This is a genomic window from Pseudarthrobacter kochi (assembly GCF_055412805.1).
The window spans coordinates 24390-49247 of sequence record NZ_JBVAYV010000022.1; the positions used below are offsets into that span (position 1 = coordinate 24390).

Sequence of the window (24858 nt, forward strand, 5' to 3'; positions counted from 1 at the left end):
TTTGCCCAGTTGGGGTTTCTCAAGGAGGAGACATGGGCACAATGCCAGATGGCACGCCAAAAAACTTACTGGTCGACGACGGCATTACGCCGGACCCGACCCTGCCGCCCACCGCCGTGGACGCGACTGTGCTCGAAACCGAAGAGCGGAAATGGACGCCGGCCAAGATCGCACTCTGGGTGGCGATCTCCCTGCTGGGCGCCGTGGCATGGTTCATGCTCGCGATTGTCCGCGGCGAAACGGTCAACGCCATCTGGTTCGTGTTCGCCGCGGTCTGCACCTACCTGATCGGCTACCGCTTCTACTCCAAGGTCATCGAGCGCTACCTGCTCAAGCCGAACGACCGCCGGGCCACGCCCGCAGAGTACAAAGCTGACGGCAAAGACTACGTCCGCACGGACCGCAACGTCCTGTTCGGCCACCACTTCGCCGCCATCGCCGGCGCCGGACCCCTGGTGGGCCCGATCCTCGCCGCCCAGATGGGCTACCTCCCGGGCACCATCTGGATCATCTTCGGCGTTGTGTTCGCCGGAGCTGTCCAGGACTACGTCGTGTTGTTCTTCTCCATGCGCCGCGGCGGACGCTCCCTGGGCCAGATGGCCCGCGAGGAACTCGGCGTCATCGGCGGCACCGCCGCCCTGGTCGCCACCCTGCTGATCATGGTGATCATCGTCGCCATCCTGGCCCTCGTCGTCGTCAACGCCCTGGCCGAAAGCCCGTGGGGCGTCTTCTCCGTCGGCATGACGATCCCGATCGCCCTCTTCATGGGCGTTTACCTGCGCTTCATCCGCCCCGGCAAGATCATGGAAGTTTCCCTGATCGGGTTTGTGCTGCTGATGGCCGCCATCATCGGCGGCGGCGCCGTTGCCGCCACTGACTGGGGCCATGCCTTCTTCACGCTGGACAAGGTCACCATCGCGTGGGCGCTCATCATCTACGGCTTCATCGCAGCGATTCTGCCGGTCTGGCTCCTGCTGGCTCCGCGTGACTACCTTTCCACCTTCATGAAGATCGGTGTCATCGCGATGCTGGCCGTGGCAGTCATCGTGGTGCGCCCGGAAATCTCGGTCCCGGCCTTCAGCGAGTTCGCCAGCCGCGATAATGGGCCCGTCTTCCCGGGTGCGGTGTTCCCGTTCCTCTTTGTCACCATCGCCTGTGGTGCGCTTTCGGGATTCCACGCGCTGATCGCCTCCGGCACCACGCCGAAGCTGATCGAGAAGGAACGCCAGACCCGCTTCATCGGGTACGGCGGCATGCTGATGGAGTCCTTCGTGGCCATCATGGCCCTCGTCGCGGCGATCTCCATTGACCGCGGGCTCTACTTCGCGATGAACTCCCCGGCCGCACTCACCGGCGGCACCGTGGAAACCGCGGCCGCCTGGGTCAACAGCCTGGGATTGTCCGGCGTGAACATCAGCCCCAACATGCTTGCCGAGACGGCAGCCAATGTCGGGGAGACCAGCATCATCTCCCGCACCGGCGGAGCGCCGACCCTCGCCGTGGGCCTTGCCCACATCATGCAGCAGTTCATCGGCGGCACCGCCATGATGGCCTTCTGGTACCACTTCGCCATCATGTTCGAGGCCTTGTTCATCCTCACCGCGGTCGACGCCGGCACGCGCGTCGCGCGCTTTATGCTGCAGGACTCGATCGGCAACTTCATCCCGAAGTTCAAGGAGCACTCCTGGCGTCCCGGCGCGTGGCTTGCCACCGCCGTGATGGTCGCAGCGTGGGGCGCCGTGCTGATCATGGGCGTCACGGATCCGCTGGGCGGCATCAATACGCTGTTCCCGCTGTTCGGCATCGCCAACCAGCTGCTGGCCGCCATCGCCCTGTCCGTCTGCCTGGCCATCGCGGCCAAGAGGGGCTCCTTCAAGTACCTCTGGATCGTGGCGGTCCCGATGGCCTTCGCGGCCGTCGTGACCATCACGGCCAGCTACCAGAAGATCTTCTCCTCCACTCCGGCGGTCGGCTACTTCGCCAACAACGCAGCCTTCTCCAAGGCACTCGCGGACGGCAAGACCTCCTTCGGTACGGCGAAGACCGTCCCGGCCATGGAAGCCGTAATCCGCAACACCGCGATCCAGGGCTGGCTCTCAGTCATCTTCGTGGTGCTCAGCATCATCGTTATCGTGGCCGCGCTGATCGCCACCTACAAGGCGTTCCGCAACACGAAGGCAGGTGTGGTCAACAGCGACAACGAGGATCCGGCCCTGCCGTCCCGGGTCTTCGCTCCGGCCGGACCGGCTCCCACCGCGGCAGAGCGTGAGCTCCTGGCGAAGTGGGACCAGCTGCCGGCGGACAAACGGGCCGCAAAGGCAACCCAGCACTAATGCGGAGGCACAGATGAACGCCGTAGTGGCAGGCTTCCGGGGATTCGCGCGGTACCTGGGCGGTGTCATGGGTGCGGACGCGTACGCGAAGTACCTGGCCCACCACGCCGAAGCCGGCCACGGCTCCCCGCCGATGACCGAGCGGGAGTTCTGGCGGGACCAGACGGACCGCCAGGAAGCCAATCCGCAGGGCCGGTGCTGCTGACCGGTTCCGGCTGATCGGCGCCCTCCGCTGTGTGTTGCCGGGATTGTTGAGTTTTGGGGCATGGCACGGTACCGGCCCGCTGCGCGGTCCCGGGCTCGTGAGAGTATGAAGCCATGAGCGATCCGCACGACACTCAGCCCAACGACGGCGTTCCCATCGAAGGGACTACCCTGGACTCCCAGCCGGCCGGCGACGGCAGCCAGCCGTCGGAACCTGGACAGCCAGGACAGCCCGGGGGACCGGGAAGGCAGGGCCGCCCCGCGGGAGCGCGGCCGAAGCCCAGCCAGCTCCAGGACCTCGTTGACGAACCCGCGAAGGTCATGCGGATCGGCACCATGATGAAACAGCTCCTGGACGAAGTGAAAACGGCCCCGCTCGACGACGCGGCGCGCGTTCGGCTCGCCGAAATCCATGAACGCTCCATCAAGGAACTGGAAGACGGCCTCGCACCGGAACTGGTCGAGGAACTGGAACGGATCACCCTTCCCTTTCCCGCAAACGGAACCCCGTCGGACGCGGAGCTGCGGATCGCCCAGGCCCAGCTGGTTGGCTGGCTGGAGGGCCTCTTCCACGGCATCCAGACCGCCATCGCAGCCCAGCATGCCGCCCGGGAGCACTCCATCGCGCAGGCACAGCTCCGCCAATTGCCGCCCGGAACAGTGATCGCCCCCGGCGTGATTATCGGCGAGAACGGCGAGCCCCAGCGCGCCGCGGCCAAGCCCGGTGCCGATCCCTCCCGGCCCCCCGTACCCGCGGACCCGGACCACGGTCCCGGCCAGTATCTCTAGGGCACTCTTGGGATTCTTTAGCGCGGCCCGGCAGGGACGCAAAGACGATGCCGAACTCGGCAAGGGCCTCTGGCGGCGGGCTCACGACCGCTTCACCCGCGGCCTCGACCGCTACCACCAGATCCTCGAGGGGGTGCAGGACGAGGCGCTCTATGCCGAGCTCGTTGAGATCGCCAATGAACTCACGGAGCTCTCGGGGCGGGTCCGGAGGATCTGCGTGGAGGCCCAGCGGCGTGCGCCCAGCGAGGGCCTCGACATTCCGGGGACCCTGGCCGGGGTCCACCGTGCCCTGTCCACGGCCGGCAACTCCCTGGCCACCACTGCCGAGGCAGCCGCGATGCTCCGCCTCGCCGCCGGCCCCGTTCCGGCCGGCGCGGAATCGGTCCGGCGCCGCGCCCGGATGGTGCTGGAACACGTCAACGACGCCGAACGCCGGCTTGCCGGGGCGGCCGCCACCGACTGAGGGACCTCGGATCCCCGGCTGCGGGGCTGATATTCCCGGTTAAGCGCCTAGCTTAGCTGAGCCGTTTGTGCTGGCGGTATGCCGGGGTCGTTGCAAGGATAGCCAGATGACTTTTTCACCGGTACTGACTTTCAATGACGGCAACACCATTCCCCAGCTTGGCTACGGAGTGTGGCAGGTTGAAGACGACATCGCCGAGAAGGTGGTTGTCCAGGCCTTCGAGGCAGGCTTCCGCCACATCGACACCGCCAAGATCTATGGCAATGAGGCAGGCGTGGGCCGCGCGATCGAGCGCTCAGGCCTCACGCCCGAGGAAATCTTCATCACCACCAAGCTGTGGAACGCGGACCAGGGCTACGAGTCCACGCTGAAGGCCTTCGAGGAATCCATGGAGCGCCTGGGCCTGGCGACCCTGGACATGTACCTGATCCACTGGATGCAGCCCAAGCAGGACAAGTACCTGGACAGCTGGAAGGCTCTTATCGAGCTGCAGAAGCAGGGCCGTGTGAAGACCATCGGCGTCTCCAACTTCACCAAGGAAGGCCTGCAGCGCCTGATTGACGAGACCGGCGTTGTACCGGCCATCAACCAGGTCGAACTGCACCCTTTCTTCAACCAGGCCGAGCTGCGGGAATTCAACGCCTCCAAGGGCATCCTTACCGAGGCCTGGTCGCCGCTCGGCCAGGGCGGTGAGCTGCTGGAGAGTGCGGTCATCGGCCAGATCGCGGCCAAGCACAACGCCACCCCGGCGCAGGTGGTCATCGCCTGGCACCTGGCGATCGGCAACGTGGTCATCCCCAAGTCCGTGACCGAATCACGCATCCGCGAGAACTACGCTGCGCTGGATGTCAGCCTGGACGAGACCGATGTGCAGGCCATCAACGGCATGGACAACTCGGCGGAGGGCGCCGGCCGTATCGGCCCGGACCCCGCAGTCTCCGACTTCGCCTAAGCCACGCGCTTAGCCGAGCAGGCAAGCGGTGAGGCCGCCAGCCGGCTGAAGCGGCGGCCCCAGCGGAGCCACAGCAGGGCCTTCACCCGAGAGGGTGGGGGCCCTTTCTCCTGCCCGGTAGTCGTTTCAGGGCAGATCCCAGCCGCCCGTCCGGGTTGCCGCTATGGGCGGATGTTCTGATTCATCCGGAAAACGTTGTCCGGGTCCCAAATGCGCTTGAGCCCGACCAGCCGCTCGTACTTCCCGCCGCCGTAGATCGCGCGCGCGTTCTCCCGCGGTTCGGCGACGTCGTTGACGTAGCGGCCGCTGGTGGTGAACGGCCCGACGTCGGCCATTCCCGCCCGTGCCCACTCCCGGCACGGCCCGTCGAGCGCAGGATCGTCCCACTGGATCTCGGCGCCCATCCAGTAGGCCGCCGTGCGGCCCGTGAACGCGGTCGCGTCCTCCGGCACCTCGGCGATCGCCCGGCCCCAAGACCAGAAACCGAACTCGCCCCCGGCTCCCTCAGGAATCCCGTGGGCGTGCTGGACTGCCATATCGACGAGCTCCCCGGGCAGGCTGCGGAGGAAGGCGCTCTTCATGTAGAAGCGGTGGCCCCACGCCGAGGACACGTCTGCGAGGCGCTGTGCTGCCAGGTGCGGTTTCGGCTCGATCGAGCCGGCAACCGGATGTCCGAACGCCCGCAACCGCCCGAGATCCCGTTCGGCCTCGCGGGGCTGCCCGCAGTGCAAAACGGAGACGGCGGCTATCGGCCGGCCCCCGATCCCTGGCGGGAAGTCATCCGTCGGGAGCGCCAGGCGGATGTAAAAGCCGAGCCACAGCTCGTCCGGGCCCGTCCCGGAAATCTCAGTGAAGAGTTGTGCCAGCTCGCCGGCGCGCTCGATCGGGTAGACGACGGTGCCGTGCGTGATCGGATGGTCGAGCGGATGAAGGACGTATTCGAACGACGTCGCGACGCCGAAGTTTGCGCCGGCCCCACGGACACCCCAGAAGAGGTCGGGGTTCTCGTCCGCCGAGGCGCGGACGGTCCCGCCTTCGGCCGTCACAAGGTCCACCGCGCGCAGGCTGTCGATCGTTAGCCCGAACTTCCGCTGCAGGCGGCCCATCCCGCCGCCAAGCGTGAGACCGGCGACGCCGGTGTGGGAGACCACACCGACAGGGCAAACGAGGCCAACCGCCTGTGCCGCGTTGTCCAACTCTGAGAGCAGCGCGCCGCCGGCGCAGACAGCTGTGCGGTGTGCGGGATCGATCGTCGCGCCGCGCATCCGCGAGAGGTCGATGACTATCCCGTCGTCGCAGGTAGAGAATCCGGGGATGCTGTGGCCGCCGCCGCGCACGGCGACGACGAGGTCCAGACCATTCCACACCGCACGCGCAGCGTCGTACTTCGGTTCGCCCGGCCTGATCACTTCGCCGCCGATGCCGTCCGCGAAGACCCTCACCGTGCGGGTGCCCAACATGGCTCCATGGTGGGGCCCGGGGTGCTGAGGTTTCCAGAGGAAAAGCGGTCGGTACTTATGGCGGGGGACAAACGGAGCAATCAGCCGGCGGACCGGCGTGTCCTCACCCGACCTCAGCCAGCCGCCCGGGCAGTTCGGCTAGGCGGCCTTCAGGCTTTCCTTTACCGGCACGGCGTCGATGATGGCCCAGCCGTCCTCGTCGGCGGCCTGGCGGCCGGCGAACCGTTCGGCGTCGGCGATGTCATCGAACGTCTCGGCGCGGATGCGGCCGCAGTCCGTGTCCAGATACGTAACTTCGAAGTACTGGGTGGTTTCCATGCATTAAGTGTGCCGCCGGGCTCTGACACTATGAGCTTATGGGTCCGGCGTGTTGCCAAGCCGCAGCACCCGTTCCCGGGCAAGGTCCGCGGTGCGCCGCGCCCGGTCCGCCGCCCGTGCTGCCTGCTGGGCCTCGGCCGCGGCCAGTTCGCGTCGTTTCGCGGCCGCTTTGAGCTCCCGTTCGCACTGGGCCAGCTGCTCGCGCAGCCTGCGCGCAGTGTCGGAGAGCTCCGTGGTCAGGGCGGTCAGCGAGGCAAGCTCCTCCTTGTCCTGTTGCGCTTGCCCCGCGGCCGCGCCAGCGGCCTCTTCGGCATCCTTGAGCAGTGACCGGGCCCGTTCCAGCGCGGAGGGAGTGGTTCTCCGGGGTTCGGGGCGGACAGCCCGCAGTCGGGGCTGCCCCGCTTCGTTCGGGCGAGTGGTTCCGGTCCGAACAGCCTCGCCGGATGAGCTGGGCGCGGGCGCCGGTACCGCCCTGGCGGGGAGCACCAGGCCGGGCAGCGCAACGGCACCGGAAAGATCCACCACGTCGACGCCGTCGGCGGACAGTCCCCGGAGCAGGCGGCCCGACTGCACGGCAGCCGCGGCCCCCTCGTCAGCTGTCGCCGCCCGCAGCGTCGCTTCCACTTCCGAAGCGATGGCTGCGCTGATCTTCCGGCCCTGCTGCTCGGCTACCGCCCGGGCCGCCTGGGCCGCGCTGCCGAGGAGTTGCCGCCGTTCCTGTCCCAGGCGGCGGAGTTCCGGGGCGTCAAGGGAGGACTGAGCGGCGCGCATCGACCTCCCCAGCCCGGCGAGTTCCCGCAGGGTCTCCGGCTGCCGGGCCGCGAGCATGTTCACAGTCCACGCCGCCACGGACGGCTTGGGCAGGGAGCGCAATTCTGCGGCGAGGGACGGCTGGTCCTTCGCGGCGGCCGCGTCTTTGGCAGCTGCGGTCCGCGCGGGGACAAAGTCGTCGAACGGGAGGGCGTAGAGCAGTGCCGCAACGTCCGCCAGCCCCTGCTCTCCCATGCAAGAATCATAGAAGCCCGGCCCGGCGATGCCGCCGCCACGGGCAGTTCGTTCGAAGAAAAGGGCAGACATGATCGAAATAGCGGGGCTCCCGGCCCACATCCTGCTCATCCACGCCGTCGTGGTGCTGGCGCCGATCGCCGGCCTCGCGGCGATCGTCTACGCCGCCGCACCGCGCTGGCGCAGCTACCTGGCCTGGCCGCTGGGAGTGCTGTCGCTTGGCCTGGTTCCGGTGTCCCTCATCACCGCGCAGGCAGGTGAGCAGCTGCAGAAGGCCCGTCCCGCGTCTGCCCTGATCCGGGAACACGCGGAGCAAGGGGACGTGCTGAAAGCCGTCTCCGTGGTGTTCTTCGCGGTCATCGCGGCGACGCTGGTTGTGAGCTATGAGCCCATCGGCCGGCGCTTCGCCTTCCTGGGAAGCCTGCGGACCAACCGCGCCGTCCGGACCACCCTCCTGGTCGTCGCAGCCGCAGCGGGGGCCTTCTTCACCTACCAGAGCATCATCACAGGCCATTCCGGCGCTGCCTCGGTCTGGGCCAGATAACCCAGGGCCCCTCAGCCGTGCCGATCAGCAACGCCGACGGCGATGCCACCAGCGCTGTTCCGTGGCACCTCCGCCGCGCCACGGATGCCCTGCACACCCTCGAGGTCAACCCGGAGAGGGGTCTGGACCCGGCCGAAGCGGAGCGGCGCCTGGGGCTCTACGGCGCCAATGAACTCCGCCCCGCACCAAGTGTGCCGCTGTGGCGGAAGGTCCTGCGGCAGTTCCAGGACCCGCTGATCTACCTGCTGCTGGCGGCCATCGCCATCTCGGTCCTTGCCTGGACCGTGGAAGGCGCCGCCGGCGTGCCGATTGACGCTGTCGTCATCGGCGCCGTGGTCTTGTTCAACGGCGTCCTCGGTTTCGTCCAGGAGAACAAAGCCGAGAGCGCCGTCGCGGCGCTGCGGCTGATGACGGCCGCGAACTCCACAGTGCTGCGGGACGGCGAACTGAAAACCGTGCCGTCCTCGGAGCTGGTGCGCGGTGACATGCTGGTCCTCAACGAGGGGGATTCCGTCGGTGCTGACGCCCGGCTGATCACGGCCAGTTCCCTGGGCGTCGCCGAGTCCTCACTCACCGGCGAAAGTGCGCCCGTCTTCAAGGACCCGGGCACCCTGATCGGCGACATTCCCCTCGGTGACCGGTTGAACATGGTCTACAAGGGGACGGCCGTCGCACAAGGCGTGGGCCGCGCGGTGGTCACCGGAACCGGGATGGACACCGAAGTCGGCGCGATCGCGGGCATGCTGGCGGCTGTTGAGGACGCCCCTACGCCTCTGCAGCAGGAAATCGCGGGCGTCAGCAAGTTGCTCGGCATCACGGTGATCGGGATCGCCGTCGTGGTGATGGCCACGATCATCGTCGTCAACGGAGTGTCCTCGCTGAGCGGGCTCGTCGCGGTCCTGCTCCTGGGGGTCTCGCTCGCGGTGGCGGCCGTGCCGGAGGGGCTGCCAGCGATCCTGTCCGTGGTGCTCGCCATCGGCGTCCAGAATATGGCCAAGCGCAACGCCGTCGTCAAGGAGCTGCACTCGGTCGAGACCCTCGGCTCCGCCTCGGTGATCGCCTCGGACAAGACAGGAACGCTCACCCGCAACGAGATGACCATTTGCAGGATCAGCACCGCCTCCGGCCAGGTCGAGCTCACCGGTGTCGGGTACCGGCCGGAGGGCGGTGTGCTGCAGGACGGCCAGGAGGTGCGTGATCCTGCCCTGCTCCTGGAAGCCCGCATGGTGCTGGCCGGGGGCTCCTTCGCCAACAACGCGCAGCTGCGCGAACACGGCGGTGAATGGGAGATCCAGGGCGACCCGACGGAGGCTGCGTTCCTCGTCGCTGCCCGGAAGCTGGACGGGGTCACGGACCGGATCGGGGAGTTCGAGCGCCGTGGCGAGATCCCCTTCACCTCGGAGCGGAAACTGATGTCCACGCTGGCCCACCACCGGCAGGCCGGCACCCTGTCCCTTGTCACCAAGGGCGCCCCGGACGTCCTGATGGAACGCTGCACCGCACTGCAGCTCGGCGGGGAGGTGGTGCCGATGGACGCGGACCGCCGCGCCCGGGCTCTTGGCGACGTCGAGGAGCTTTCGTCCCAGGCGTTCCGCACGCTCGGCGTGGCCTACCGGCAATACACCGAAGCGGACCGGCATGAAGCGGAAGTCCTCGATGAGGAGGACGAGAGCACGCTGGTGTACATCGGCGTCGTCGGAATCCTGGACCCGCCCCGGGCCGAAGCGGCCCCCGCAGTGGGCGAGGCGCGGCGGGCCGGCATCCGCGTCATGATGATCACCGGGGACCATCCGCTCAGCGCGGCCCGGATCGCCGGCGACCTCGGGATCGCCAGGCCGGGGGAGCGGGCCGTCACCGGCGCCGAGCTGGACGAACTGGACGAGGACGGGCTGCGGACGCTGACCCGGAACACCTCGGTGTACGCACGGGTGGCACCGCAGAACAAGCTGCAGATCATCAGCGCCCTGCAGGCACAAGGCAACGTGGTGGCGATGACCGGTGACGGCGTCAACGACGCACCCGCGCTGAAAACCGCGGACATCGGCATCGCCATGGGGGTCACCGGCACCGAGGTCACCAAAGAGGCCTCGAACATGATCCTGGCCGACGACAACTTCGCCACGATCGTCTCCGCGGTGCGGCAGGGACGGGTCATCTTCGAGAACATCGAAAAATTCCTGCGCTACCTGCTGTCCTCGAACATGGGCGAAGTTTTTACGGTCTTCCTCGGTGTTGTGTTCGCCGGCGCCATGGGCCTGACCGGAGCGAGCGCCGGCGAAGTCGCGGTGCCGCTGCTGGCCACCCAGATCCTGTGGATCAATCTCGTGACCGACTCCGGGCCCGCTCTTGCAATGGGCATTGACCCGGAAATCGACGACGTCATGGCGCGCGGGCCCCGCAAACGCAGCGACCGGATCCTCGGCCCGCGCATGTGGCTGGGCATCCTCAGCGTTGGCCTCGTCATGGGCGTCGCGTCCCTGCTGACCATCGATATCTTCCTGCCGGGAGGCCTGGTCCCAGGCGGCAAAGATTCGCTCGACGTCGCCCGCACCGCCGGCTTCACCACTCTGGTGTTTGCCCAGCTGTTCAACGCTTTCAACTCCAGATCGGAGACGACGTCGGCCTTCCGCCGGCTTTTCGTCAATAGATGGCTCTGGGGTTCCGTGCTGCTCGCGGCGGTGCTGCAGGTGGCGGTCGTGGAGCTTCCTTTCCTGCAGCGGGCCTTCGGGACAGCGTCCCTGGACCCCGGCCACTGGGCCATCTGCGTCGTGATGGCCTCGACTGTGCTCTGGTTTGACGAGCTACGCAAGATCGCCCTCCGGAGGGGCGGGCGGCGCCGGGGCGCGCAGGCCCGGGGATGAGGAACGACGCCGGACCCCGGCCCGACGGACGACGCTAGCGGCTGCGGGTCCTGCGCAGCGCCACCGCCAGCACCGCGATCGCCAGCAGCTGCAGGACGGCCACGGCCACAATCAGCAGCGGACGGTCCTCATACAGCACGCCGTACAGTGCCCCGCCCGCCAGCGCCCCGGCGCCCTCGAACGCCGCGAAGACGCCGTACGCCGTGCCCTGCCGCTGTTCCGGCACCAGGTCCGCAACGAGCGCCTTGACAGTCGAGTCCTGGATCCCGGTGGCAGTGCCCCAGACGAGGACCCCGGCAAACGCCAGCCCGGCCGCCGGCGCCAGGGCCAGCACCGGCACGGCGGCAATCAGCAGGGGAAGCGTGAGGAGCACCGAGGCGCCGGAGCGGTCGTAGAGGACGCCGCTGGCGAGGGCACCAAGGGCCGCCGCCGCCATTGCGCCTGCATACAGCAGCGGGACCACTGCCACCGGGACGGCCGCCGCCGTCGTGAGGTGGAAGGAGATGACGCCGAAGGCCACCAGTCCGGCACTCCAGAAGAAGGCCGCGACAGCAAACAGCACAAACCTCCCGGTGAACACCGGCGCCGGACGGCCGGGAACACCCGCAGGCGCAGGCTCGACGGCGGCAGCGCCGGGGCCGCCGTCTGCGGCCCCGGACGGCTGGCGTGCGCCGGGATCCGGCACGCGCCGGCGCAGCCGGAACAGCAGGAACATGGCCGCCACTGCCGGAAGGGACAGGACCGCGAAGGCCGCCGACAGGTTGCCGGTGACCGCGAGTACCGCTGCGACCAGGACCGGCCCGAGCAGGGCACCGACAAGGTCGAGGGACTTGTGGACGGCGAAGCCGCGGCCACGCCCGACGGGTTTGGCGACCGCTGCCAGCAGCACGGTCTTTGCCGGGCTGCGGACGGCCTTGCCGACGCGGTCCCCGATGATCAACACGGACGCCAGAACCAATCCGGCCGCTCCAGCCAGGGGTGCCAAGGCGAGCAGAGGCACACAGACCGCGGTGAGGCCATATCCGGCCAGTGTGAATGACCAGTAGCGGCGGGTCCGGTCCGCCCAAGGCCCGAACAGCAGCCGGAGTCCCTGCGCTGCAGCCTCCGCGGCGCCCGTGACGAGTCCGACGAGCAGCGCGGAGGCACCCAGCTGGGCGAGCAGGGGACCGGCCAGCGGCCGGGCGCCGTCGGAGACAACGTCGGCGGCGAGGCTGACGAGCCCGAACCCGATCACCGGGCCCCAGACGATGCGCCGGTTCGCGCCGGGCGCCGCAGATCGCCTCACCCGCTCGGGGGCTGATACATTTCGGCGGGGCCGGTCCATTTTCCAAGGCTCGCGGTTCGTCCGCGAAAGGACAAGGGCCGGAGGCCTTGGCGTGGGGCTAGGCGGTCTTCCGGAGGCCCACGAACGCCCACACCATGACCACCAGACCACCGGCCGCCAGCAGGATCGCGCCGGTGACGCCGCGGCCGCCCCGGTCCTCGGACGTCGGACGCGCCACGGCCACGGGGTCCGGCGCCGGGCCCGGCGCCGTTGGGGTGCCAGCGGCGGGGGCCGTCGTCGTGGGTGGACGGTCGGTTGGCGGCGGGGTTCCGGGGTCAGCGGCCGGCGCCAGCGCCTGGCCGGCCGTCGCCGCGGGTACTTCCGGGGGCGGCGGAGCAGGGGCGGTAACGGGCGGCCCCGACGGCGGCGTCGGCACAACGGTGGGGCTTTCCGTCGGGGCGGGCGTCGCGGTCGGACGGGGGCGGTTCGGGGGTGCCGGGCAGATGAGTGCCGGCACAATCCCTCCGACCGGATCGCAGGGGGCGGCGGCCGCCGGCAGCGCGGGAATCAGCGGGGCCAGAGCCAGCATCAGCGCAGCCGCAACGATGTAGCTGGCCCCCCGTGTGGTGTTCATCCCGTCCATCTTAGAGGGCAGGACGGTCCAAGGCGGGGACCCGGATACGGCCGCTGCCCCCGTGCCGGACGGTCACAAGCGACCCTTCAGCGCGGAGGCAGCGGATGGAGCAGGGGCGGTAGGAGCCCCGGACCTGACCTGGTTGTTACTGCCAGGCCCGGACGTAGTCGACCTTCATCTCGGAGGCCGGCCCGAAGGTGGTGCTGGTGCTGGCCTTGCCGACATTCAGCACGAGGTACTGGGAGGCGTTGGCATCGTCCGTGGGGAAGGACTTGACCTTGACGCCGTCAACGTAGACCTCCGAGAGGTTGCCCTTACGCCACAGTCCGTAGGTGTGGTACTCGTTGCCCCAGTTGCCGGCAATGGTGCCCTGGTTATGGGTTCCGGAGCCCGAGTGGTAGTTGGACGTCAGCTTTCCCTTGAGCACTTCGGCGATGTCGTTCTCGCCGTTCGCCGGCCAGGACTGTCCGGTGGTCCACCATGCCGGCCAGTTGTGCAGCACGGTTCCGTTGCCGGGGAAGGAGATGCGGGCCTCGGTGTAGCCGGTCCGGAACTCGTAGCCGGTGGTGGCGGCGTCCTTCGGGTTTGACGACACGAGGGCGCCGGTGCCGGCGTCCGAGAGCTTCAGCGAGAGGTTTCCGCCGCCGACCGAGACGTTTGCGGGGTCGGTCTTGACCTTGTTCATGGTGCCGCCGCCGAACCAGGAGCTCGACCACTTGCTGGTGTCGAGGGCGGTTCCGTTGAAGTCATCGCTGAAGGTCTGCGACCACGCGCCGGGGACTCCCAGGGGCGTCAGCGACGAGACACTCGACGCCGGCACAATCGCGGCCGGCGCGGCCGCCGCCGGGGCGGCGGCGGGGGCAGGCTCTGCCACGGGGGCGGCTGCCACTGCAGCAGCCGGGGCAGGCACAGGTGCTTCGGCCGGCGCGGGCGCCGCCTGGAGCGTGCAGGGCGGCACCCCGCCGCTGTTCTTGAGTGTGCACTTGTAGGTGCCCGTGGCGGTCGACGGCGCAGCCGGGGCTGCCCCCGGCGCCGCAACGGCGCCGAGGGACGCCGTGAGGGACAGCACGGCTGCAACAGCCGCACCGGAAAACAATGTTGTGCGTTTCTTCATTTACTACTCCTGGAGCTCACGCTCTGTTGTTGGCGTCGTCCCGCGCAGCGCTAAGGCGCGAGGCAGGACGGAAGACGCCGTTCTTCATGGCGGCACCGAGGGGTATTCACCGGCGGACCAGACGTTCGGCCGTGTTAATGCATCCAGGCAGCGATGTGCCTTCTCATACGCCTTCAGGACAGGCGTCACCCATGGCAGGGCAAAAAGAACGGCCCCGACGACTGTGCCGGGGCCGATAGATGGAGACCAGAGCTTCCTGCCAGAATCGAACTGGCGACCTTCTCATTACGAGTGAGACGCTCTACCAACTGAGCTAAGGAAGCAACCGCCTGAAATGTCCGGGTGACCCGGGCGCCTCATGCCAGAGACAACTGTAGTAGAGTCTTCCGGCCCGGGTCAAAATGAGTGTCGAACGCCTCAGCAGACTGTGTTGTCCGCCGGCGTCCTGCCGTCAACGAAGTAACCGTCCACGGCATTGCCGATGCAGTCGTTGGAGCGGCCGTAGGCCGTGTGGCCTTCGCCCTTCCAGGTGAGCAGCGCGGCCGTCCCCAGCTGCGTGCGCAGTGCGCTGGCCCATTCCACCGGGGTGGCCGGGTCGCCCGTGGTACCGACCACAACGATGTCGGTGGACCCCTTGTAGACCACCGGCGCCGGGGTCCTGACGTTCTTATACGGCCAGTCCTTGCAGTTCGTGCCGCCGTAGGCGAAGTAGTAGCCCAGCGTGGGCGAGAGCCCGCGCAACGTCTGCTCTTCAGCGCGCATGGTCGCCGTGTCCGCGGACATCGGGTAGTCGAGGCAGTTGATGGCGTTGAACGCGAAGGTCGAGTTCGAGGAGTAACTGCCGTTCGGCTCCCGGTCCGCGCCGAAGTCTGCGAGCCGGAGCATCGGCGCCAGGTCATCCTTCATCGCGCTGCCCAGGGCCTGCGTGAGCAAGGGCCAGTTGTCGTCGTTGTAGAACGGCAGGATAAAGCCGCTGACGAACATGGAGGCGTTCACGACCCGGCCGTCCTTCACGGACCTCGGGGCCGCCTCGACCGCCTTGATGAGGTCCTGGATCTGGCCGACGGCATCATCCGGGGTGCCGCTGAGCGGGCAGGCGCTGTCAGCGAGGCAGTGTGTCACGTAGGCCCGGATGGCCTTCTCGAACGCCTTCGCCTGGCCGCTGGTCAGCTCCTCATAACTGAGCGAGGGATCCATCGCTCCATCAAGGACCATCCGGCCAACGTTGTCCGGGAACAGCGAGGCGTAAGTGGAACCCAGGAATGTTCCGTAGGAGTAGCCGAGGTAATTCAGTTTGCTGTCATTGAGCACGCCGCGCAGGATGTCGAGGTCCTTGGCGGAGCTGACCGTGTCGATGTGGCCGAGGACCGGGCCGGTCTTTTCCGCACATTTGGCGGCGATGGCCTTGTTGTCGGCGAGGGCTTCGGCCATCCCGGCGTCGGTTTCCAGCTTGTAGATCTTGGCCCGGGAGGCGTCGCGCTCCTGGTCGGTGAGGCAGGTGACCGGCGCGGAACGCTTCACTCCGCGCGGATCGAAACCGACGACGTCGTAGTTGGCGCGCACCTTTTCCGAGATGTTGGTCGAGCCGGCGTCACGCACGAAGTCGTAGCCGGAGCCGCCCGGACCGCCCGGGTTCACCAGCAGGCTGCCCTTCCTGGTGTTGCTCTTCGTCGCCAGCTTCAGGGCTGCGAGTTCGATCGTGTCGCCGTCCGGCTTGCTGTAGTCCAGCGGCACCTTGACCGTGGCGCACTGGAAGTCGCCCTCGCAGCGGCTCCAGCTGAGCTGCTGGGAGTAGAAGCTGCGGAGCTCATCCGGTGCTGCCGCGGCGATCGACGGATCCGGCGTCCCCTGGGCACTCTTCGCGCCGGCGTCGCCCGAGCCGAAAAGAGCGCAGGACGACAGGACAAGGGCCATCACCAGGCCGAGCGCCAGGGCGCCGGCTCCCCGCACCCCGACCGCCACGGGTCGGTTCTTTGCGGGCCGTGAGGGTGAGGTCATGCGGGTCTCCTTGGGGAAATGCAACAGTGCTGATCGTAGCGGGTCGGGCGGTACTGTCAGGGTCAGATGAGGCTGGCGGCCATGGACTCGATGGTCAGCAGCGGAGCCACGTTCGACGTCGTGATCCGTTTGCGGGCCTTGTTGATGGCGTCCATGCGGGCAAGCGTTGTTTCGGCGGAGGAGTGGCGGGCGAACTCAGCGAGTTCGGTCCTGAGTTCAACGTTGACCAGCTCCACGGCGTTCCCCATCTGGATGATCAGCACGTCCCGGTAGAAAGACAACAGGTCGGTCAGGGTGCGGTCGAGGGAGTCGGTTACCGAACGCTTGGCGCGGCGCTTCTGGTCGTCCTCGAGCTGCTTGACCTGGCCGCGCATGGCCGGCGGCAGCGTGCCGCTTTCCGGCGCCCCGAGGGTTGCGAGCAGGGCGGCCTTTTCTGCCGCGTCGCGCTCGTCGTTGGAGCTGTTGGCTTCCTCGGTGGCGATCTTGACGAGCTTTTCGGCCATCAGGACGGCGGCGGTGACCCCGCGGAGGCCCAGGGGGAACCGCACTGTCTCGAGCCGCCGTTCACGGGCTTCCGGATCCCGGGCCAGCCGGCGGGCGATTCCGACGTGGCTTTGTGCTGCCCGGGCCGCGCGTTCGGCGACGGCCGGGTCGACGCCGTCGCGCTTGACCAGCAGGGCCGCGACGTCGGCTGCGGGCGGAAGCCGCAGGGCCACCGCCCGGCAGCGGGAGCGGATGGTGACCAGGACGTCGGCGGGGGACGGCGCGCACAGCATCCAGATGGTGCGCGGGGTGGGTTCTTCGATCGCCTTGAGCAGCACGTTGGTGGTGCGTTCCGCCATCCGGTCCGCGTCCTCCACGACGATGATGCGCCAGCGGGCCGAGGACGGCCGGTTTCCGGCCGTGGAGACAAGCTCGCGGGCCTCGTCGATGGTGATGGTGACTTTTTCGGTGCGCACGAAGGCCACATCCGAGTGGGTTTCGCCCAGGATGGTCAGGCACGCCGCGCATTCGCCGCAGCCGCGCAGGCTGACATCGTCCTGGTCGCAGTTCAAGGCGGCGGCGAAGGCCTTCGCCGCATTGGACCGGCCGGAACCCGGCGGGCCGGTGAAAAGCCACGCATGGGTCAGGCCGTCACCTCCGGCAGCCTGGCGCAGTTGCGCCACGACGGCGGGCTGGCCCTGGAGGTCGTCCCAGACGCTCATGCGCTCAGGCCCCGAGGGAGGGACAGCAGGGACTCGACCCTGTCGAGGATCCGCACGGCCAGTTCATCGACCGGGAGGTGGGCAGGGAGGACGAGGTACTGCTCCGGCCGGGCCGCGGCGAGTTCGAGGAATGCGGTCCGGATCCTGGCATGGAACTCGTCCGCCTCTGACTCCAGCCGGTCCTCGGCCGCGTCGCCCGCGGTGCGCCGGCGGCGGCCCACCTCGGGGGCAACGTCAAGCAGCACGGTGAGGTCCGGGCGCAGGCCCGAGGTGGCCCACTCGTTGACGTTGCGGACGGCTTCGGTGCCAAGGTCCCGGCCGGCGCCCTGGTAGGCGACCGAGGAGTCGATATAACGGTCGGTGAGGACGATCTCGCCGCGGTCGAGGGCGGGGCGGATGACCTGGCTCGCGTGGGCGGCACGGGAGGCCGCGAAAATCAGGGCTTCGGTGTGCGCGTCGATGTGGCCGTGGCCGTGGTCCAGGACGAGGGAACGCAGTTTTTCGCCGATCGGGGTGCCGCCCGGCTCCCTGGTCCGCAGCACTGTGAGACCGCGCGATTCAAGGGACGCTGCCAGCGCGGCTGCCTGCGTGGACTTGCCGGCGCCGTCGCCGCCCTCAAAGGCGATAAACAGTCCGGGGCTCTGGGTAGTCACTGCTCTAGAGTACCGACATTCCCTGACACTAATGCGCCTTGGCGTAACGCCTCGGCTGCCCCGGAGTGCGCCAAAGTACCCTGTGACCATGAGTCTTTCCGAAGAACAGGCAGCATCGCTGTCCGCAGAAACCGTTGTTGTGGCGGCGGGCCGTCCGCCGCGTGAACGCGACGAACCGGTCAACCCCCCGGTTGTGCTCTCGTCGACCTATTTCGGCACGGGACCCCTGGGTGACGGGGACCGCGGCTACGGCCGCTATTCCAATCCCACCTGGGACCCCTTCGAGGAAGCTCTCGGCCAGCTGGAAGGCGCCCAACTCCCAGGCCTGCTCTACGCTTCCGGCCTCGCCGCCGTCAGTTCAGCCTTGTCCCTCGTTCCTGCCGGGGGAGTGCTGGTCATGCCGTCCCACAGCTACGCCGGATCCCTGGTGATGGCCACGGAACTTGCCGGGAAGGGTTTCCTGGAACTGCGCACGGTGGACATTGCGGACACCGACGCGGTCCTGGCGGAGCTCGCGCCGGCGGACGGTCGCCCCGCCAGCATGCTCTGGCTGGAGAGTCCCACCAACCCGATGCTCGGCGTCGCCGACATCCGGGCGCTGACCGCCGCGGCGCACGCCGCGGGCGCCGTCGTCGTCACGGACAACACCTTCTCCACCCCGCTTGTGCAGCAGCCCCTGGCGCTGGGCTCCGATGTTGTCCTGCACTCGGTGACTAAATACCTCTCCGGCCACTCCGACGTCGTGCTGGGCGCCCTGGTGACGTCCGACGCCGGACTCCGCGCCACGCTGCTGCACCACCGCACCATCCACGGCGGGATCGCCGGGCCCTTCGAAGCCTGGCTGGCGCTGCGCGGGCTGCGCACCCTGGCCCTGCGGGTGGAGCGCTCGCAGGCCTCGGCGGCTGTCCTGGCGGAGCGGCTGAGCACCCACCCCCGGGTCGGCAGCATCCGCTTCCCGGGCCTCGCCTCGGATCCCGGCCACCAGCGGGCCAAGAACCAGATGAAGGGCTTCGGCTCGGTGCTGTGCATTGAAATGGCCGCGATCGCCAGCAGCGGAAACAACAGCAGCGGCACCGACACCGGCAGCATCAGCGGCGCCGAAGCCGCGGACCGGATGATCCGCGCGCTGAAGCTGTGGCTGCCGGCCACCTCCCTGGGCGGAGTGGAATCCCTGATCGAACGGCGGCGCCGGCACACTGCCGAGCCGGCCAGTGTCCCGGACAACCTGGTCCGATTGAGTGTGGGGATCGAAAACGTCGAGGACCTTTGGGCCGATTTGGACCAGGCCCTGGCCAGCTTGGGCGGCTAGGCTGGGGGAATGGACGGAAGAGCGCTTATTTACTATGTCGAAACAGGGATCTACTTTCTCCTGGCCCTCGTAGCCCTGGCCCTTGAGGTGTGGGCTTTCTTCGATTGCCTGCGGCACAAGGGGAACGCCTTTGAAGCCGTGTCCAAGCGCACCAAGACCTTCTGGCTTGCCGTCACAGGCGGCGCCATGGCCGTGGGTCTGCTTTCTGTGGTCGGCGGCGGAGGCGGAGGCCTCCTGGGTCCGCTGGGACTGTTCGGGCTCGTCGCTGTGACTGCGGCGTCCGTCTACCTCGCCGACGTCCGCCCCGCGGTCAAGGATGCCGGCCGCGGCGGGAACCGCAACATGGGCCCCTACGGCCCCTGGTAATCCCCGCCGGCCCCCGCCACCGCGTCCCAGCCCACCGTCAGTTCGCCCAGCCGCCACCGGGCCGGACCATCCTGGATCGGCCAGCCGCCGTCGCGCAATGAACGGCACATGGCCATCCAGCGCTGCCGGTTCCCAAACGAAGCCAGCGGCGCGGCCTCCAGCCAGGCCTTGTCCATGGCCTGCAGGAAGGCCCGGACCTTCTCGCCCGGAACGTTCCGGTGGATCAGGGCTTTCGGCAGCCGCTCGGCCACTTCCGAGGGCAGCGTAAAACTCCCGAACCGCATGGACAGGCTCAGGCTCAGCGGCTGCCGGGCATCCAGCGCCACCCACGTGACCCGGCGGCCGATCTCGTCGCATGTGCCGTCAATGAACAACCCGTCGGGGGCCAGCCGCCCCTGCACCAGCCGCCAGATGGCCGCGACGTCGGCTTCCTCATACTGCCGGAGCACATTGAACGCCCGCACCAGGACGGGCCGCCCAGCCACGGGCAGTTCGAAGCCGCCCAGCTGGAAACTGAGCCGGGGCCGTTCCAGTTCCTTGGCCTGCCGGACCCGCTCGGGCTCTATTTCGACGCCAACCACCCGCACATCGGGACGGATCACGGACAGCCGTTCAAAGAGTTCGACGGCGGTGGCCGGCGACGCGCCGTAGCCCAGGTCGACGACGAGGGGATCGGCCGCCGTGCGCAGCCGCCAGGCCTGCGGGCCGGTCAGCCAGCGGTCCAGCCGCCGCATTCGGTTGGGGTTGGTGGTACCGCGGGTAATGTTGCCCACCGGCCGGCCGGCGCGGGGTCCGCTTTGTACCGCGCCGCGTTTTGCCATGCCGCGTTTTTCCATGACATGGGTCTGCGGGGACGCCACCCGCTCAGCCTTCTGCACCACACGCCAACCCTATCCTCCAACGCGGGGTCAGCTCCGGCCCATGCGATGCCGCGGGATGGGCGCGACGTGACCCCGCGTTGCGGTTCAGGCCCTGTGATGTAACGCTCGGCACCGTCCGGGACCGCTCGGCTAGGATGAAAACCATGACTTATAAGCTGATTCTGCTGCGCCACGGCCACAGCGAATGGAACGCCAAGAACCTGTTCACCGGCTGGGTGGACGTTGACCTCAACGACCAGGGCCGGGCCGAGGCCATTCGCGGCGGCGAGCTTCTCGTGGAGAACAACATCCTCCCGGATGTCCTGTACACCTCCCTGCTGAAGCGGGCCATCAACACTGCCAACATCACCCTCGACAAGGCCGACCGCGGCTGGATCCCTGTCAAGCGGGACTGGCGCCTCAACGAGCGACACTACGGCGCCCTGCAGGGCAAGGACAAGGCCCAGACCCTCGCCGAATACGGTGAAGAGCAGTTCATGACCTGGCGCCGGTCCTACGACACCCCGCCGCCGCCCCTGGCCGACGATTCCGAATTCTCCCAGGCACATGATCCGCGCTACGCGGACCTTGGCGACGCCCTGCCCCGCACCGAATGCCTCAAAGACGTCCTGGTGCGCCTGTTGCCCTACTGGGAATCGGACATCAAGGAAGACCTCAAGGCCGGCAAGACGGTCCTGGTCACGGCCCACGGCAACTCCCTGCGCGCCCTCGTCAAGCACCTTGACGGCATCAGCGACGAAGCCATCGCGGGTCTGAACATCCCCACCGGCATCCCTCTGATCTACGAACTGGACGAGAACTTCAAGCCGCTGAACCCGGGCGGCACCTATCTCGATCCCGAGGCCGCTGCCGAGGCCATCAAGGCAGTCGCGAACCAGGGCAAGAAGTAGCGCCCGCGCAGCCGACAACGAATACGACGACGGCGGCCGGTCACCCCCCCAAGGTGACCGGCCGCCGTCGTACCCCCAGCCGTCCAGACGGCAGGGGTATCAGCTGTGTTCGATGCCGTTCGGCTGCCAGGCGCCGGTGACCAGATAGGTGACCTTCTGCGCCACGGAGACGCCGTGGTCCGCGAAGCGCTCGAAGTAGCGGCTGGCGAGGGCGACGTCGACGGTCGTCGCGGGGGACTCCTGCCAGTCGCTGCGGGCGATCGCCTTGAAGACGCTCAGGTGCAGATCATTCACGGCGGAGTTGGCCTTCAGGATGTCCCGGGCAACTTCAAGATCGCGGGTTTCCAGGAGGACCGTGAGCTTCCGGGCGATCAGCAGGTCGTACTCGGCGAAGCTCTTGAACGTCTCGTGCAGCTGGGCCGGAACCACCGTGGCGGGGTAGCGGAGCCGGGCAAGCTGCGCGAGGTGGCGGGCGAGGTCGCCCATCCGTTCGAGGGAGGCGCTCATCCGGAGGGAGCCCACGATCATCCGCAGATCACTGGCCACGGGTCCCTGCAGGGCAAGGATGTCGATGGCGCGCTCGTCGAGGCTGTTCTGCAGGAAATCGATCCGCGCATCGGCCGCAATGACGTCCTCGGCCAGATCGATGTCGGCGCCCTCGAAGGCAGTCGTGGCTTTCTCAATGGCCTCGCTGACCAGCTTTGAGATTTCGACGAGCTGTTCCCCCACTTGGGCGAGCTCTTCCTGAAAAACCTTGCGCACGTGTGCGTCCTTTCCTTGGAAATATTGCCGGCCACTGCGGCGGCGGGCCCATTTCGGTTCACCTGTCGGCGCTTCAACTGTCCAGTCTTCCAGCGTCCGGTGAACTGTTACGCCCCAATAGGTGAACGTTAGCTGAACCGGAGCGGGAATGGCGGGAGATTACAGTTTCCGACGCGGGGCACAGCATAAGCTGGAACCGTGGACCCAATGCTTATCGGCGTGCTCGCCGGCCTGATCGGCCTGGCGCTTGGCGTCTTCGGCGTGCTCGCCTTCCGGGTCAGCGAGCAGCAGCGAAAACTGGTGGACGCTGAGTTCGAGGAGCCCTCCCTTCCCGAGGGCTCCGCCGAGGTGCTGGCCGCCGTCGGCAGGGCCTTTGTGGTGGTCGACGCGATTGACGGCGTCGTCCGTGCCAGCCCCGCCGCATACGCCTACGGACTGGTGCGTGGCCATACGCTGGTCCATGAACAGCTGCTGGAGATGACCGCGAAAGTGCGCCGCGACGGCGTCATCCTGGAAAGGATCCTCGAACTGCCGCGCGGCCCGCGGGGCCAGGGAACCATGGTGGTCCAGGTGCGGGCGGCCGTAATCGCGGAGGAATACATCCTCCTGCTGGCCGATGACCGGACCGAGGTCACCCGCACCGAGGAAGTCCGGAACGACTTCGTCGCGAACGTCTCCCACGAACTGAAGACGCCGGTCGGCGCCATCTCGCTGCTGGCGGAGGCGCTCGAGTCCTCCGCGGATGACCCGGAGGCCGTTCGCCGCTTCGCCAGGCGCACCCACAAGGAATCCGCCCGGCTGGCCGCCCTGGTGCAGGACATCATCGAACTCTCCCGGCTGCAGGGGTCCAACGTCGCCAAGCAGGGCCGTGCGGTGGACATCAATACCGTCGTCGCCGAGGCGGTGGACCGCTCCCAGCTGCCAGCGGAAAGCAAGAACATCGACCTCGTGGTGGGCGGGCACTCGGACGCTTTGGTCTACGGCGACCAGGACCAGTTGGTGACCGCGCTGCGGAACCTGATCGATAACGCCATCCGGTACTCGCCGGAAAACACCCGGGTCGGCGTCGGCGTCCGGGCCAAGGACGGCCTCGTGGCCGTGTCCGTCACGGACCAGGGCGAGGGGCTCAGCCCCGAGGACCAGGAACGTGTCTTCGAACGCTTCTACCGCGTGGACGCCGCACGCTCACGCCACACGGGCGGCACCGGCCTTGGCCTGAGCATCGTCAAGCACGTTGTCGCCAACCATGGCGGCGAGGTGACCCTCTGGTCCCAGCCCGGGCGGGGTTCCACATTCACCATCCGGCTTCCGGAGCTTGAAGGGCAGGACGTCGACGGCGTTTCCGAAGTGCGCGAACCCGCGCCCCGGGCGGCCGACCAGCCCACGGCCCCTGGGCCGTCCCAGCACCCCAAACCAACACGACGGGGCGCCGCCGGCGCCCATGAGCAAGGAGCTACCGCTTGAGCAGGATTCTGATTGTCGAGGACGAAGAGTCGTTCAGCGACCCGCTGTCCTATCTCTTGGGCAAGGAAGGGTTCGAGGTCGAGGTGGTGGACAACGGGCTGGACGCCATCACCGAATTCGACCGCAATGGCGCCGACTTGGTGCTGCTGGATCTGCAGCTGCCCGGACAGTCGGGCACCGAGGTCTGCCGGCAGCTGAGGCAGCGCTCATCCGTCCCGGTCATCATGCTGACGGCGAAGGACGCGGAGATCGACAAGGTCGTGGGGCTGGAGCTCGGCGCCGACGACTACGTCACCAAGCCCTACTCCTCCCGGGAGCTGGTGGCCCGCGTCCGGGCCGTGCTGCGCCGCCAGGGCGAACCCGAGGAACTGGTGGCCAGCACCGTGCAGGCGGGACCGGTCCGAATGGACATTGAGCGGCATGTGGTCACGGTCAGCAGCGAACAGGTGTCCCTGCCGCTGAAGGAATTCGAGTTGCTGGAAATGCTGCTGCGGAACTCGGGCAGGGTCCTGACCCGCGGGCAGTTGATTGACCGGGTCTGGGGATCGGACTACGTGGGGGACACCAAAACCCTGGATGTCCACGTCAAACGGCTCCGCAGCAAGATCGAGCCTGATCCCTCGGCCCCGCGGCACCTGATCACGGTCCGCGGCCTCGGCTACAAGTTCGAACCCTAAGCCCGGAGGATCATCAGCCCTCCGGCGGGCGGCCCGACGGCGGGCGGACCGGAGGGGCGGCCCGCACAGGCAGCACAGACAGAAGGAGGGGCACCCGGCCGGGCGCCCCTCCTTCTGTCTGGAAGCTAGTGGTTCGCGCTGCTCGTCGACGACGGGGTCGACGTCGGCGTGGCCGAGCCGGTCGGCTCGCTGCCTGCCGGCAGGTACTGCTTGTAGTCGGGGATCGTTGCGTCCAGCACGGGGACCTTGAACTTGGTGCTCTGGTTGGTGCCGTCCTCGCGGATGCTGACCTCGACGAGGGAGCCCGGGACGCCGCCGGTGGTGCTCAGGATTGCCTCGTCCGTGGACTCGTTGAGCAGCGTGTAGGAGTTCCGCTTGACCGGGACCTGGGTCTGGGAACCGCTGGCACCAAGGATGGTCAGCTTCACGTCCTCCGAGGACGAGTTGTAGACCGCGCCGATCACGCGGCCGGGCTTGTCCTCACCGGCGGAAATGATCATCATGTTCCGCAACTGCAACGGGCCAACGTTGGCCTGGGTTCCATCCGACGCAGCATACTGCGCGTTGGTCGACTGCGGGTTGATGTAGCCACAGCCAGTTACGGACAGCAGGCCGATGCCCAGAGCAGCCGTTGCCATTGCCAGCTTGCCGCGCTGGCCCCGGTTCATCGCAGAGAAACCCACGTCACGCACTCCTTGAGAGTCTTGGAACA

At 68.0% G+C, this 24858-nt stretch carries 24 protein-coding genes and 1 tRNA gene; 12 read left to right on the forward strand and 13 right to left on the reverse strand.

All coding sequences use genetic code 11. The features are described from left to right. Window positions 1-32: 32 nt before the first annotated feature. The 5 genes from ACZY0Y_RS12015 (at window position 33) to ACZY0Y_RS12035 (ending at window position 4741) form a co-directional block, all read left to right on the forward strand. Entirely contained in the window at window positions 33-2333 is a 2301-nt protein-coding gene (locus tag ACZY0Y_RS12015) for a carbon starvation CstA family protein (protein WP_463958197.1), read from the forward strand. 13 nt (window positions 2334-2346) lie between these two features. Beyond that, window positions 2347-2538, forward strand: coding sequence for a YbdD/YjiX family protein (locus ACZY0Y_RS12020; RefSeq protein WP_463958199.1), 192 nt, complete (start codon window positions 2347-2349; stop codon window positions 2536-2538). Between the two features lie 113 nt (window positions 2539-2651). After that, window positions 2652-3326, forward strand: coding sequence for a bacterial proteasome activator family protein (locus tag ACZY0Y_RS12025; RefSeq protein ID WP_463883528.1), 675 nt, complete (start codon window positions 2652-2654; stop codon window positions 3324-3326). Between the two features lie 7 nt (window positions 3327-3333). Then, window positions 3334-3789 (forward strand): hypothetical protein, encoded by a 456-nt coding sequence (locus ACZY0Y_RS12030; protein WP_463958201.1) that lies wholly within the window; start codon window positions 3334-3336, stop codon window positions 3787-3789. Between the two features lie 106 nt (window positions 3790-3895). Continuing rightward, a complete protein-coding gene (locus ACZY0Y_RS12035; RefSeq protein ID WP_463958203.1) occupies window positions 3896-4741 on the forward strand; it encodes an aldo/keto reductase in 846 nt (281 codons plus the stop codon). A gap of 161 nt (window positions 4742-4902) precedes the next feature. Here ACZY0Y_RS12035 and ACZY0Y_RS12040 read toward each other — a convergent pair whose 3' ends face one another. The 3 genes from ACZY0Y_RS12040 to ACZY0Y_RS12050 form a co-directional block, all read right to left on the reverse strand. Further along, window positions 4903-6201 carry an FAD-binding oxidoreductase gene (locus ACZY0Y_RS12040; RefSeq protein WP_463958204.1) on the reverse strand — a complete coding sequence of 433 codons (1299 nt, stop codon included), beginning with the start codon at window positions 6199-6201 and terminating at the stop codon, window positions 4903-4905. Between the two features lie 138 nt (window positions 6202-6339). Further along, window positions 6340-6519, reverse strand: coding sequence for a hypothetical protein (locus ACZY0Y_RS12045; protein ID WP_463883522.1), 180 nt, complete (start codon window positions 6517-6519; stop codon window positions 6340-6342). Window positions 6520-6555: 36 nt separating this feature from the next. Beyond that, a complete protein-coding gene (locus tag ACZY0Y_RS12050) occupies window positions 6556-7524 on the reverse strand; it encodes a hypothetical protein (protein ID WP_463958206.1) in 969 nt (322 codons plus the stop codon). A gap of 70 nt (window positions 7525-7594) precedes the next feature. Between ACZY0Y_RS12050 and ACZY0Y_RS12055 the strand changes: the two genes are divergently transcribed. Together ACZY0Y_RS12055 and ACZY0Y_RS12060 are read left to right on the forward strand one after the other, a co-directional pair. Continuing rightward, on the forward strand, window positions 7595-8068 hold the full coding sequence (locus tag ACZY0Y_RS12055) for a hypothetical protein (RefSeq protein WP_463883519.1): 474 nt from the start codon (window positions 7595-7597) through the stop codon (window positions 8066-8068). A gap of 17 nt (window positions 8069-8085) precedes the next feature. Next, entirely contained in the window at window positions 8086-10929 is a 2844-nt protein-coding gene (locus ACZY0Y_RS12060; protein ID WP_463958207.1) for a cation-translocating P-type ATPase, read from the forward strand. A 34-nt stretch (window positions 10930-10963) separates the two neighbouring features. Here the strand turns inward: ACZY0Y_RS12060 and ACZY0Y_RS12065 are convergent, their stop codons facing one another. The 7 genes from ACZY0Y_RS12065 to tmk form a co-directional block, all read right to left on the reverse strand. Next, window positions 10964-12214 carry an MFS transporter gene (locus ACZY0Y_RS12065; protein WP_463958209.1) on the reverse strand — a complete coding sequence of 417 codons (1251 nt, stop codon included), beginning with the start codon at window positions 12212-12214 and terminating at the stop codon, window positions 10964-10966. A gap of 97 nt (window positions 12215-12311) precedes the next feature. Further along, on the reverse strand, window positions 12312-12827 hold the full coding sequence (locus tag ACZY0Y_RS12070) for a hypothetical protein (RefSeq protein WP_463883515.1): 516 nt from the start codon (window positions 12825-12827) through the stop codon (window positions 12312-12314). A gap of 145 nt (window positions 12828-12972) precedes the next feature. Continuing rightward, complete coding sequence (locus ACZY0Y_RS12075; protein ID WP_463958211.1) at window positions 12973-13941, reverse strand: glycoside hydrolase family 16 protein; 969 nt, start codon at window positions 13939-13941, stop codon at window positions 12973-12975. 250 nt (window positions 13942-14191) lie between these two features. Then, window positions 14192-14264, reverse strand: a tRNA-Thr gene (locus ACZY0Y_RS12080). Between the two features lie 94 nt (window positions 14265-14358). Continuing rightward, window positions 14359-15939 carry an alpha/beta hydrolase gene (locus ACZY0Y_RS12085; protein ID WP_463958213.1) on the reverse strand — a complete coding sequence of 527 codons (1581 nt, stop codon included), beginning with the start codon at window positions 15937-15939 and terminating at the stop codon, window positions 14359-14361. 62 nt (window positions 15940-16001) lie between these two features. Further along, window positions 16002-17144 carry a DNA polymerase III subunit delta' gene (locus ACZY0Y_RS12090; protein ID WP_463883511.1) on the reverse strand — a complete coding sequence of 381 codons (1143 nt, stop codon included), beginning with the start codon at window positions 17142-17144 and terminating at the stop codon, window positions 16002-16004. After that, window positions 17141-17797 (reverse strand): dTMP kinase, encoded by a 657-nt coding sequence (gene tmk / locus ACZY0Y_RS12095; RefSeq protein WP_463883510.1) that lies wholly within the window; start codon window positions 17795-17797, stop codon window positions 17141-17143. The genes ACZY0Y_RS12090 and tmk overlap by 4 nt, the downstream gene beginning before the upstream one ends. A gap of 88 nt (window positions 17798-17885) precedes the next feature. Here tmk and ACZY0Y_RS12100 point away from each other — a divergent pair, with 88 nt between their 5' ends. Together ACZY0Y_RS12100 and ACZY0Y_RS12105 are read left to right on the forward strand one after the other, a co-directional pair. Beyond that, window positions 17886-19106 (forward strand): trans-sulfuration enzyme family protein, encoded by a 1221-nt coding sequence (locus ACZY0Y_RS12100; RefSeq protein WP_463958214.1) that lies wholly within the window; start codon window positions 17886-17888, stop codon window positions 19104-19106. A gap of 9 nt (window positions 19107-19115) precedes the next feature. Next, window positions 19116-19472 carry a DUF2516 family protein gene (locus tag ACZY0Y_RS12105; RefSeq protein ID WP_160667824.1) on the forward strand — a complete coding sequence of 119 codons (357 nt, stop codon included), beginning with the start codon at window positions 19116-19118 and terminating at the stop codon, window positions 19470-19472. Here ACZY0Y_RS12105 and ACZY0Y_RS12110 read toward each other — a convergent pair. Then, window positions 19457-20293 (reverse strand): class I SAM-dependent methyltransferase, encoded by an 837-nt coding sequence (locus tag ACZY0Y_RS12110; protein WP_463883564.1) that lies wholly within the window; start codon window positions 20291-20293, stop codon window positions 19457-19459. The two genes, ACZY0Y_RS12105 and ACZY0Y_RS12110, sit on opposite strands and share 16 nt — an antisense overlap. 203 nt (window positions 20294-20496) lie before the next feature. Between ACZY0Y_RS12110 and ACZY0Y_RS12115 the strand changes: the two genes are divergently transcribed. Then, complete coding sequence (locus ACZY0Y_RS12115) at window positions 20497-21243, forward strand: phosphoglyceromutase (RefSeq protein WP_463958216.1); 747 nt, start codon at window positions 20497-20499, stop codon at window positions 21241-21243. 99 nt (window positions 21244-21342) lie between these two features. On the opposite strand, the gene phoU is transcribed toward ACZY0Y_RS12115, so the two are convergent. Continuing rightward, a complete protein-coding gene (gene phoU / locus ACZY0Y_RS12120) occupies window positions 21343-22005 on the reverse strand; it encodes a phosphate signaling complex protein PhoU (protein ID WP_463883506.1) in 663 nt (220 codons plus the stop codon). Between the two features lie 207 nt (window positions 22006-22212). On the opposite strand from phoU, the gene ACZY0Y_RS12125 reads away from it, so the two are divergent. Next, window positions 22213-23469, forward strand: coding sequence for a sensor histidine kinase (locus ACZY0Y_RS12125; RefSeq protein WP_463958233.1), 1257 nt, complete (start codon window positions 22213-22215; stop codon window positions 23467-23469). After that, window positions 23466-24146, forward strand: coding sequence for a response regulator (locus tag ACZY0Y_RS12130; RefSeq protein WP_024367190.1), 681 nt, complete (start codon window positions 23466-23468; stop codon window positions 24144-24146). The genes ACZY0Y_RS12125 and ACZY0Y_RS12130 overlap by 4 nt, the downstream gene beginning before the upstream one ends. Window positions 24147-24271: 125 nt before the next feature. On the opposite strand, the gene ACZY0Y_RS12135 is transcribed toward ACZY0Y_RS12130, so the two are convergent. Then, window positions 24272-24814 (reverse strand): hypothetical protein, encoded by a 543-nt coding sequence (locus ACZY0Y_RS12135; RefSeq protein ID WP_463958235.1) that lies wholly within the window; start codon window positions 24812-24814, stop codon window positions 24272-24274. Window positions 24815-24858 lie beyond the last annotated feature (44 nt).

Bases quoted from the DNA above. Each gene is read 5' to 3' on its own strand.
- ACZY0Y_RS12015 (WP_463958197.1), top strand. From the start codon at position 33: ATGGGCACAATGCCAGATGGCACGCCAAAAAACTTACTGGTCGACGAC.
- ACZY0Y_RS12020 (WP_463958199.1), top strand. From the start codon at position 2,347: ATGAACGCCGTAGTGGCAGGCTTCCGGGGATTCGCGCGGTACCTGGGC.
- ACZY0Y_RS12025 (WP_463883528.1), top strand. From the start codon at position 2,652: ATGAGCGATCCGCACGACACTCAGCCCAACGACGGCGTTCCCATCGAA.
- ACZY0Y_RS12035 (WP_463958203.1), top strand. From the start codon at position 3,896: ATGACTTTTTCACCGGTACTGACTTTCAATGACGGCAACACCATTCCC.
- ACZY0Y_RS12040 (WP_463958204.1), bottom strand. From the start codon at position 6,201: ATGTTGGGCACCCGCACGGTGAGGGTCTTCGCGGACGGCATCGGCGGC.
- ACZY0Y_RS12045 (WP_463883522.1), bottom strand. From the start codon at position 6,519: ATGGAAACCACCCAGTACTTCGAAGTTACGTATCTGGACACGGACTGC.
- ACZY0Y_RS12050 (WP_463958206.1), bottom strand. From the start codon at position 7,524: ATGGGAGAGCAGGGGCTGGCGGACGTTGCGGCACTGCTCTACGCCCTC.
- ACZY0Y_RS12055 (WP_463883519.1), top strand. From the start codon at position 7,595: ATGATCGAAATAGCGGGGCTCCCGGCCCACATCCTGCTCATCCACGCC.
- ACZY0Y_RS12070 (WP_463883515.1), bottom strand. From the start codon at position 12,827: ATGAACACCACACGGGGGGCCAGCTACATCGTTGCGGCTGCGCTGATG.
- ACZY0Y_RS12075 (WP_463958211.1), bottom strand. From the start codon at position 13,941: ATGAAGAAACGCACAACATTGTTTTCCGGTGCGGCTGTTGCAGCCGTG.
- ACZY0Y_RS12085 (WP_463958213.1), bottom strand. From the start codon at position 15,939: ATGACCTCACCCTCACGGCCCGCAAAGAACCGACCCGTGGCGGTCGGG.
- ACZY0Y_RS12090 (WP_463883511.1), bottom strand. From the start codon at position 17,144: ATGAGCGTCTGGGACGACCTCCAGGGCCAGCCCGCCGTCGTGGCGCAA.
- ACZY0Y_RS12100 (WP_463958214.1), top strand. From the start codon at position 17,886: ATGAGTCTTTCCGAAGAACAGGCAGCATCGCTGTCCGCAGAAACCGTT.
- ACZY0Y_RS12105 (WP_160667824.1), top strand. From the start codon at position 19,116: ATGGACGGAAGAGCGCTTATTTACTATGTCGAAACAGGGATCTACTTT.
- ACZY0Y_RS12110 (WP_463883564.1), bottom strand. From the start codon at position 20,293: ATGGCAAAACGCGGCGCGGTACAAAGCGGACCCCGCGCCGGCCGGCCG.
- ACZY0Y_RS12115 (WP_463958216.1), top strand. From the start codon at position 20,497: ATGACTTATAAGCTGATTCTGCTGCGCCACGGCCACAGCGAATGGAAC.
- ACZY0Y_RS12125 (WP_463958233.1), top strand. From the start codon at position 22,213: ATGCTTATCGGCGTGCTCGCCGGCCTGATCGGCCTGGCGCTTGGCGTC.
- ACZY0Y_RS12135 (WP_463958235.1), bottom strand. From the start codon at position 24,814: ATGAACCGGGGCCAGCGCGGCAAGCTGGCAATGGCAACGGCTGCTCTG.